The 6,838-nt window shown below is 67.2% G+C and carries 11 protein-coding genes and 1 pseudogene; 6 read left to right on the top strand and 6 right to left on the bottom strand.

Annotated elements, in window-relative coordinates:
• Nucleotides 1–299: pseudogene (locus T398_RS26425) on the top strand (hypothetical protein); the annotation flags it as partial.
• A 4-nt stretch (nucleotides 300–303) separates the two neighbouring features.
• Entirely contained in the window at nucleotides 304–675 is a 372-nt protein-coding gene (locus tag T398_RS26420; protein WP_496450520.1) for a hypothetical protein, read from the top strand.
• Nucleotides 676–847: 172 nt separating this feature from the next.
• Here the strand turns inward: T398_RS26420 and T398_RS26415 are convergent, their stop codons facing one another.
• Together T398_RS26415 and T398_RS26410 are read right to left on the bottom strand one after the other, a co-directional pair.
• Nucleotides 848–1,180, bottom strand: a complete 333-nt coding sequence (locus T398_RS26415) for a hypothetical protein (RefSeq protein ID WP_496450519.1) — start codon at nucleotides 1,178–1,180, stop codon at nucleotides 848–850.
• Between the two features lie 146 nt (nucleotides 1,181–1,326).
• Nucleotides 1,327–1,491, bottom strand: a complete 165-nt coding sequence (locus T398_RS26410; protein WP_496450518.1) for a hypothetical protein — start codon at nucleotides 1,489–1,491, stop codon at nucleotides 1,327–1,329.
• Between the two features lie 161 nt (nucleotides 1,492–1,652).
• Here T398_RS26410 and T398_RS26405 point away from each other — a divergent pair, with 161 nt between their 5' ends.
• Together T398_RS26405 and T398_RS26400 are read left to right on the top strand one after the other, a co-directional pair.
• A complete protein-coding gene (locus tag T398_RS26405) occupies nucleotides 1,653–2,285 on the top strand; it encodes a DUF5954 family protein (protein ID WP_496450517.1) in 633 nt (210 codons plus the stop codon).
• Between the two features lie 331 nt (nucleotides 2,286–2,616).
• On the top strand, nucleotides 2,617–3,033 hold the full coding sequence (locus T398_RS26400; RefSeq protein ID WP_496450516.1) for a hypothetical protein: 417 nt from the start codon (nucleotides 2,617–2,619) through the stop codon (nucleotides 3,031–3,033).
• 19 nt (nucleotides 3,034–3,052) lie between these two features.
• Here T398_RS26400 and T398_RS26395 read toward each other — a convergent pair whose 3' ends face one another.
• Together T398_RS26395 and T398_RS26390 are read right to left on the bottom strand one after the other, a co-directional pair.
• Nucleotides 3,053–3,289 (bottom strand): hypothetical protein, encoded by a 237-nt coding sequence (locus tag T398_RS26395; protein WP_496450515.1) that lies wholly within the window; start codon nucleotides 3,287–3,289, stop codon nucleotides 3,053–3,055.
• Nucleotides 3,290–3,676: 387 nt separating this feature from the next.
• Nucleotides 3,677–3,838 carry a hypothetical protein gene (locus T398_RS26390; protein ID WP_496450514.1) on the bottom strand — a complete coding sequence of 54 codons (162 nt, stop codon included), beginning with the start codon at nucleotides 3,836–3,838 and terminating at the stop codon, nucleotides 3,677–3,679.
• A 56-nt stretch (nucleotides 3,839–3,894) separates the two neighbouring features.
• Here T398_RS26390 and T398_RS26385 point away from each other — a divergent pair, with 56 nt between their 5' ends.
• Nucleotides 3,895–4,245 carry an ArsR/SmtB family transcription factor gene (locus T398_RS26385; RefSeq protein ID WP_496450513.1) on the top strand — a complete coding sequence of 117 codons (351 nt, stop codon included), beginning with the start codon at nucleotides 3,895–3,897 and terminating at the stop codon, nucleotides 4,243–4,245.
• Nucleotides 4,246–4,280: 35 nt separating this feature from the next.
• On the opposite strand, the gene T398_RS26380 is transcribed toward T398_RS26385, so the two are convergent.
• Nucleotides 4,281–5,216, bottom strand: a complete 936-nt coding sequence (locus tag T398_RS26380; protein WP_496450512.1) for an LLM class flavin-dependent oxidoreductase — start codon at nucleotides 5,214–5,216, stop codon at nucleotides 4,281–4,283.
• Nucleotides 5,217–5,239: 23 nt separating this feature from the next.
• Here T398_RS26380 and T398_RS26375 point away from each other — a divergent pair, with 23 nt between their 5' ends.
• Nucleotides 5,240–6,088: a cytochrome P450 gene (locus T398_RS26375; protein WP_496450521.1), complete on the top strand. Its 849-nt coding sequence runs from the start codon at nucleotides 5,240–5,242 to the stop codon at nucleotides 6,086–6,088.
• Between the two features lie 24 nt (nucleotides 6,089–6,112).
• Here the strand turns inward: T398_RS26375 and T398_RS26370 are convergent.
• On the bottom strand, nucleotides 6,113–6,838 hold a 726-nt coding region (locus T398_RS26370; protein ID WP_496448902.1), incomplete at its 5' end, for an IS630 family transposase.

Genomic DNA, 6,838 nt, shown 5'->3' with positions numbered 1-6,838 from the left:
CCGGTCAGGCCCGGCCGGTCGATCTGGGCGCCTGGGCTCGGGCGGAGTGGCAGATCGAAAACAGGGTGCACTATGTACGAGATGTCACGTTACGTGAAGATGCGCATCAAGCCCGGACCGGGAACGGACCCGCTGTCTTCGCCACCCTCCGTAACACCTCGATCGGGCACCACCGCCTCAACGGCGCCACCAACATCGCCGAAGCCACCCGCGAAGCCAGCCAGCGTCCCCACGACCTCATCACCGCTGTGACCACCGGAAAACCGACCGTGAACAGGCTAAACGGCACTACGCAATAGCCCTGTGGACGACGCCACCGCCCGCCCCCGCATGCCCTCGACAGTTCTTGCTCCCGTCGGCTTGTACGTGATAGCCGCCATCACGTGCGCACTCTCGGCCGTCTTCAATGTCATCAACAGTTCTGACCGAGCAGCGGCGACAGCGATCATGGCTACTGTCGCCGTGGTTTCGATCGTGACGGCCGTCGGAATGTGGCGGGCCTGGCCTCCCGCCCGGCAGCTGGGCATCGGCGTTGCCGTGCTACTCCTCATTGGAGCTTTGGCCAATCCCGGGCTGCTTGTGCTGGCGGTTGCGCTCACCGGGATCATCGTGGGATGTCTGCTCACCGCATCGGCACAGGCGTGGTTTGAGCCGGCCGTTCAGGCAGGCCCCTGAACCACGCCCCGTCCGCAGTTCCTGCCCGCTGGCGATCCTGGTTGCGGGGACGGACGAGCCGGCCGTAGATGTGGACTGGCCCGCCTTCACGGGGGCAAAGGCGGGCCAGCGAATCTCAGGGTAGACGGACAACGTCAGACAAGCCCAGTCGGTGAGCGGTGAGCGGGTGTGGTCACTGCTGCCCCTCCGCCAGGGTCCGTTCCACCTCATCGATGACGTCAATGGCAGAACGACCCGTCTGCGTCGCTAGCTCGACAGCCAGGAGCGCGGCCACCACGACCCCGATGTTCCGCTTAACGGCCAGTAGATCACCAACCTTGTCTGCGAGTTCCTGCATGCTGCTGGCCTCCATCACCGCGCGACCGTGGACGTCCTTCCATAGGTTCTCGGCAGGAGATTTTCCGGCTGGGCTGTCGTCATCGAAGATGCCGGTGAGGCGGGCGCGGAGCAGGCTCGTGAATTCGGCTATCTCGGCGGTGACGTCGAGGTCGATCGCGTCGGTCATGGTGTCCTCCTGGTTGTGGTCGGGTCAGCCCGTGCAAGGCGGCGCGGGCAAGCAGATCCGTCCGGCCGCGCTCGAACCGGATTTCCACCAGCCGGGTACGGGCAACACGCCCGCACCCTGAAGAGGCTGAGCGGAAGTAGAGCGCGTCAGACGACCAGCAGCGGAACCGTGTGCCCCCGATAGACGCCCGGGTCGCAGGTCATCACCACGCCACGCATCAGCCGCGCCTCGTACACGGTGTGCCGAGTAGCCACGTCGCCGACCAGGTCGTGAATCTCGATCGCGACATGAGGATCGAGTGGTGCAGACATTCGCGAGTATTCCTTACGTAGTGGGTGATTGGGTCTACAAGCTTGTCATGCCGTCTACGATCGGACCCCCTACCTCAGGATCCCATTCCACCGGAGCCTCGCGTCGACATCCGCGGTGTAGTGGGGCTGCGGTTGCTGGCGTGGAAGGACAGAATGCGGAGATGGCCTATCGCGAAGACCGGGCACCTGATCACCTGTTGATCAAAATTGAGCAGCCTGACCATCCTGTTTCGGTGGTCGCCGAAGACGACGCGCGACAACGTGCGACCGTGTATCCGAAGCTGATGTGGGGCGCCCCGGTCTTCGGTGCGGCCGAGCAGGACGGCAGCCGGTGGCGAATCGTGAAGCTCGACGACGAGGAGCCTCAGCATGCCCGTGACAACCTTGCCTCCCACTTTCGCCGGCTCCACAGCGAGCTACCGGAGACCCCCGAGCACGCGTCCACGCGGGCGGAGTACGTCTGGGGGCAACGGGGGCCGGCGGTGTATGTATCGCCGCAGGTGGCACGGGAGGACGGCTCGTTTTCCATGAAGGGCTTCGTGTTCGACAACAACACAGGTGCCGAGGAGTTCGGGGCAGCGTATGAACGCGCGCGAGCGGCCCATCAGCCGCCGCGTACCGATGACTTCGAGGTTGACGGTGTGCCATGCCGGGTGACCCGGATGGAGACCTTCGTGCGGTTCGGCTCGGACGGTCCGGAGGGGCCGCGTCCCTCTGACCGGGATTCATACCCGCCGCCCGCTCGGCAGATGCATGACCTGCGTGCCAAAGGGCTGGTGTCCGAGCCCGACTAGTGCCGTGACCATTAGCGTTCGGGGTGTTGGGGTCAAGCTGCGCGGGGCGTGCCAACTAACACCGTGAACGTTCGTGGTCACGGCACTAGCTTGACCCGCCACGGTGGGCTGGATGGGGTGCAGCCCGCACCAATCAGCCTGCCTGGACCGAACGGAGGACGATGTGATAATTCCGCACGGCCGGATTGTCGACGGGGTTCCTAGGTGGGTGGTGTGGTGCGCTTACGCGGTCCCTCTCATGGTCCTTCCCTCTGGCATCTGGCGTATCGCTCTTGTCGCGGCAGGCGTCCATCTCATGGAGGAGACGCCGGCACCCGGAGGAGGTGGCCCGGTGGTGTGGGACGGTCCGGTGTACGTGATAACCCTGAGTATCGTCAGCGAACTGCTCGCACTACTGACGGTCGGCCTGGTCGCGGTCTGGGGTGAGGTCGTCCCGCGCTGGGTCCCCGGTCTCGGCGGGCGGCGCATACCGGTACTCGCTGCGGTCGTACCAGCCGCGATCGGCGCCACGATCTGCACCGTCCTGTGGCCATACGCCTTCCTGATGCTGGTCCTAGGCCGAAAACTGAACGGCGACCCGGGGGTCATGCAGTTCAGCGACTGGCAGGCGGTGGCTTTCTGGGGTACCTACCTACCGCTCGTACTGTGGGGACCGCTGGTGTGGATCTGCACTGCCCACTACTGGCGGCGCCGCACTTCCGCGCGACGGTCCGTACCAGCGCCGGCCGACCCGGCAGCCGCAGTCTGAGCCGGCGGGACGGTCGCCCTCACCGACGCCCTCGATCGGTGAGAGCCGACTGTCCGGCGGTGATCTGGTCCAGCAAAGTCTGCGCAGCGGCGTGGCCCGCTTGCTGACCGTGCCGCTTGCACACGGCGATGGCCCGTCGGCACGTCTGCTCGGCTTCGGCGACCCCCTCGCCCAGTTGAATCGCGGCGAGGCGTCGCAGGACGGTGCCGTGGTGCAGCCAGAACTTGCGCCGCCGCACCAGGGCGTCGGCCTCCATGACGTGGCCCGGGCCGAGACCAACTCGCCCAGCTCGCGTTCGGCGGCAGCCAGTTGCAGCAGCGCCTCGATCTCCCCGTCGAGGTAGTCGATCTCGACAGCGAGTGTCCGGGCGTGGAGGCAACAGCGCCGCGCGTCCTGCGGGAGAACCACTGCCGCCCGGCTTGAAGTCCCTAGCCGATTTACGTCTACACCTCGCGGACCCGGAAAAGCACGATAGCGGTATTCGGCGGGCACTACGCAAGAAGCTGCACAGGGAACGAGATGCCGGGGGCCAGTGACGCACCACCGGTCCGGTTCCGGGCGACCCCTTCACCCAGTTACGAGACGTCCCTTAGTCGACCGCCGACCGCCGTCAGCATCGCCCATTGTCTGCTGCCGGATCTTCTCAGCCAATGCCCTCTCGCATGTGGTGCGGGTCCGGCTGGACGGGGGTGGCCGCGAGGTCCATCATCCGCCCGACCAGCCCGGCGGCAACCGAATCGAGGCCGGCGACGTCGCTGGCCAGCGCGTCCGCTACGACCTGCTCCGACCATCCCTTCGCGAGCACGGTGACGACGTGGCTTACCAGGCGTCGCGATACCGACCACCGCACAGCGTGGCTGGGTGGCTTGGGACCAGCCGCACCGGTACGCGGTGGTGTACCCCTGCACCGGCTTGTTCGCCGAAGTCGGACAGACCATGGCGCCCCGCGCACTCGGTGCGCTCCTCGGCCCGGTCCGGGCCGGTATGCTCAACCAGTTGGACACACCGAAGAGCACCACCCAACTCGTCGCCCTGAGCGGCTATGGACTGGGCACTGTGGGCCGCCACCTCAAGATCCTGCTCGACGCGCGACTAGTCCACCGTCGCCGCTGCGGGCGGTCCGTCCTCTACTACCGGACCGCCACCGGCGACCAGCTCGTCCGTGTTCAGACGGAAACCGACCCGTCCTCGGGCAGACGTTCCGACCACTGAACAGCGGCTCCCACTGGACGCGGCTATGGACCGCGCTACGAGCCGCCCCGGCCGAAGACGGCCAGCGCCTGCTGTACCGCGTGCGCGAACGTGTCCGGGTCGCCGTGGAAAATCCCGGACCGGCGGGGATGATTGACCACGATGTCGGTGAAACCCAATTCGTGGCAGCGCCCCACCACGTCGACGAAGCGCTCGACCGACACGTACGGGTCCGGCACCACCCTGCTCACGTTGACAAGTTTGCCGATCCGCTCCGGATCGCGCCCAGCCTGCTCACACGCGGCGGTCAGTTGCCCGACCTGACGCCGAAGCATTTCCCATCCGTCCGCCTCGGACCGCTCACCCGGCCGACCAGCGTCCCCGATCGTCACCCAGGTCTCGGCGAACCTGGCGGCCAAGCGGAAGCCCCGCGGTCCACTGGCCGCGAGCGCGAACGGAACCCGCGGACGTTGCACGCAACCCGGCACCATGTCCGCCTCCACCGCCTGGTAGTAGGCCCCGTGGGAGGTGGTGCGCGATTGACGCAGCAGCGAATCGGTGAGCGTCACGAACTCCTCGAAACGATCGCCGCGGCGTACGCCGTCGGCCACGCCCATTACCCGCGTGTCCGCACCGTCCGCCGCTCCGGCCCCTATGCCCAGGACGAACCGTCCACCGGAAATCTCGTCCAGGGTCATCACCTGCTTGGCCATGAGTACCGGGTGACGAATGTTCGGCGACGCAACGAGCGTGCCGACCCTTATCCGCTCCGTTACGGCCGCCACCGCAGTCAGCGTGGTCAGGGAGTCGTACCACGGCTCTCCCCGCAGAGACCGCCATGAGAAGTGGTCAAAGGTCCAGGCGTGTTGCAGCCCCCATTCCTCTGCCGCGCACCAGATTCGCCGTGTCTCGGGCCATCCGTACTCCGGCAGCACCACGACGCCGAGGCGGACCATGGGCTGGCTCGAACTGTCACCAGGGAGGTCGGTCACCGCAATCCGGCTGGCCGGTGGACATGGACGCGCCGGAGCACACCCGGCTGCGGCTGCAACTGGCCGGGAAGTTCACTGCCAGACGGATGAAGGACATGCGGCCGCTGCTGGAGCGGATCGTCGACGACCAGCTCACCGCCATGGAGAAGCACGGGCCGCCGGCCGACCTGGTGTCGCTGTTCGCGTTGCCGGTGCCGTCGCTGGCGATCTGTGAGCTGTCGGGGGTGCCCTACCGCGACCGGGCGGAGTTCCAGCGCAACAGCGCGACGCTGTTCAGCCTGGAGGCCAGCGCGGAGGACGCCTCGCGGGCGATGGACGAGCTGTACGCGTTGCTGCGGCAATTGGTAGTGGACCGGGACACCGACACCGGCGGGCTGCTCAGCATGCTGGCGGCTGAGGGCACGCTCGCCACCGAGGAGATCGTCGGGATCGGGGTGCTGCTGCTGACCGCGGGGCACGAATCGACGGCTGGCTCGCTGGGCCTGAGCACCTTCACCCTCCTGTCGCACCCGGAGCACCTGGCCCGGCTACAGGCGGAGCCCGTTCTGATCGACAACGCGGTGGAGGAACTGCTCAGATACCTGACCATCTTCCACTTCGGGGTGCCGCGCACGCCGCTGGAGGACGTGGAAGTCGAGGGACACCTGCTGCGCGCCGGCGAGTCGATCACGATCTCGCTGCCCGCGGTCAACCGGGACCCGAGCTGGTTCCCCGAGCCGGACCGGCTGGAGTTCGGCCGCCGGACAGCCGGGCACATGGCGTTCGGCTATGGCATTCACCAGTGCCTCGGTCAGAACCTGGTGCGCATGGAGATGCGCGTCGCGCTGCCGGCGATCTTCCAGCGCTTCCCCCGGCTTGCGCTAGTGCCGTGACCACGAACGTTCGGGGTGTTGTGGTCAGGCTGCGCGGGTAGCTGGTTGGCCCCAGCGTCGTTGTCGTTCGCTGCGGATGCGGGCGCGTTCTCGGCGTTGGGCGGCTAGGACGTCGGGGTGGCGGGCGTTGGCGTTGCGCCAGCGTAGGTAGGCCTGCAGTTTTCGGGTCAGCGTGGGGTGGTTGGGGTGGTTGGAGCCGGCGATGACGAAGGTGCGCAGCGGCCCGAACTGTGCCTCGATCGGGTTGGCCCAGGAGGCGTAGGTCGGGGTGAAGCACAGCTCGACCTTGTTGCGGGCCGCCCACGTACGGATCTTGTGGCCTTTGTGCGCGGACAGGTTGTCCAGGATGACGTAGATCGGTGCCCCGTCCGGTCGGGCGGCGCGGATCGATGTGAGCGCGGCGAGGGTGTTCGCGGCGCTCTTGCGGCGTCGGACTACGCCCCAAAGCTGGTCATCGCCGACGGAGTAGCAGCCGTGGAACTGCCGGACGCCGTGCAGCTTGTGGTAGTTCGCCGGCAGCCGGCGCGGACGGCCGGCGGATGCCCACCCGGTGCCGGCCTGCGGGCGGATCACGAGGGGTCCGAACTCGTCGAAGGCGAACACCCGCTGCGGGAAGTGGCTGCTCACGTACTCGATCCGGGCGAGTTTGGCATCGCGCTGCGGGTCGGTGGACTCCTTCCATGTCTTGGTCCGCTGGAAGGTGATCCGGTGCCGGTGCAGGATCTGCCGTAGCCGTTCCCGCCCTATCCG

The organism is Salinispora goodfellowii, assembly GCF_059570675.1.
This window is presented reverse-complemented; position numbering and strand designations above follow the sequence as displayed.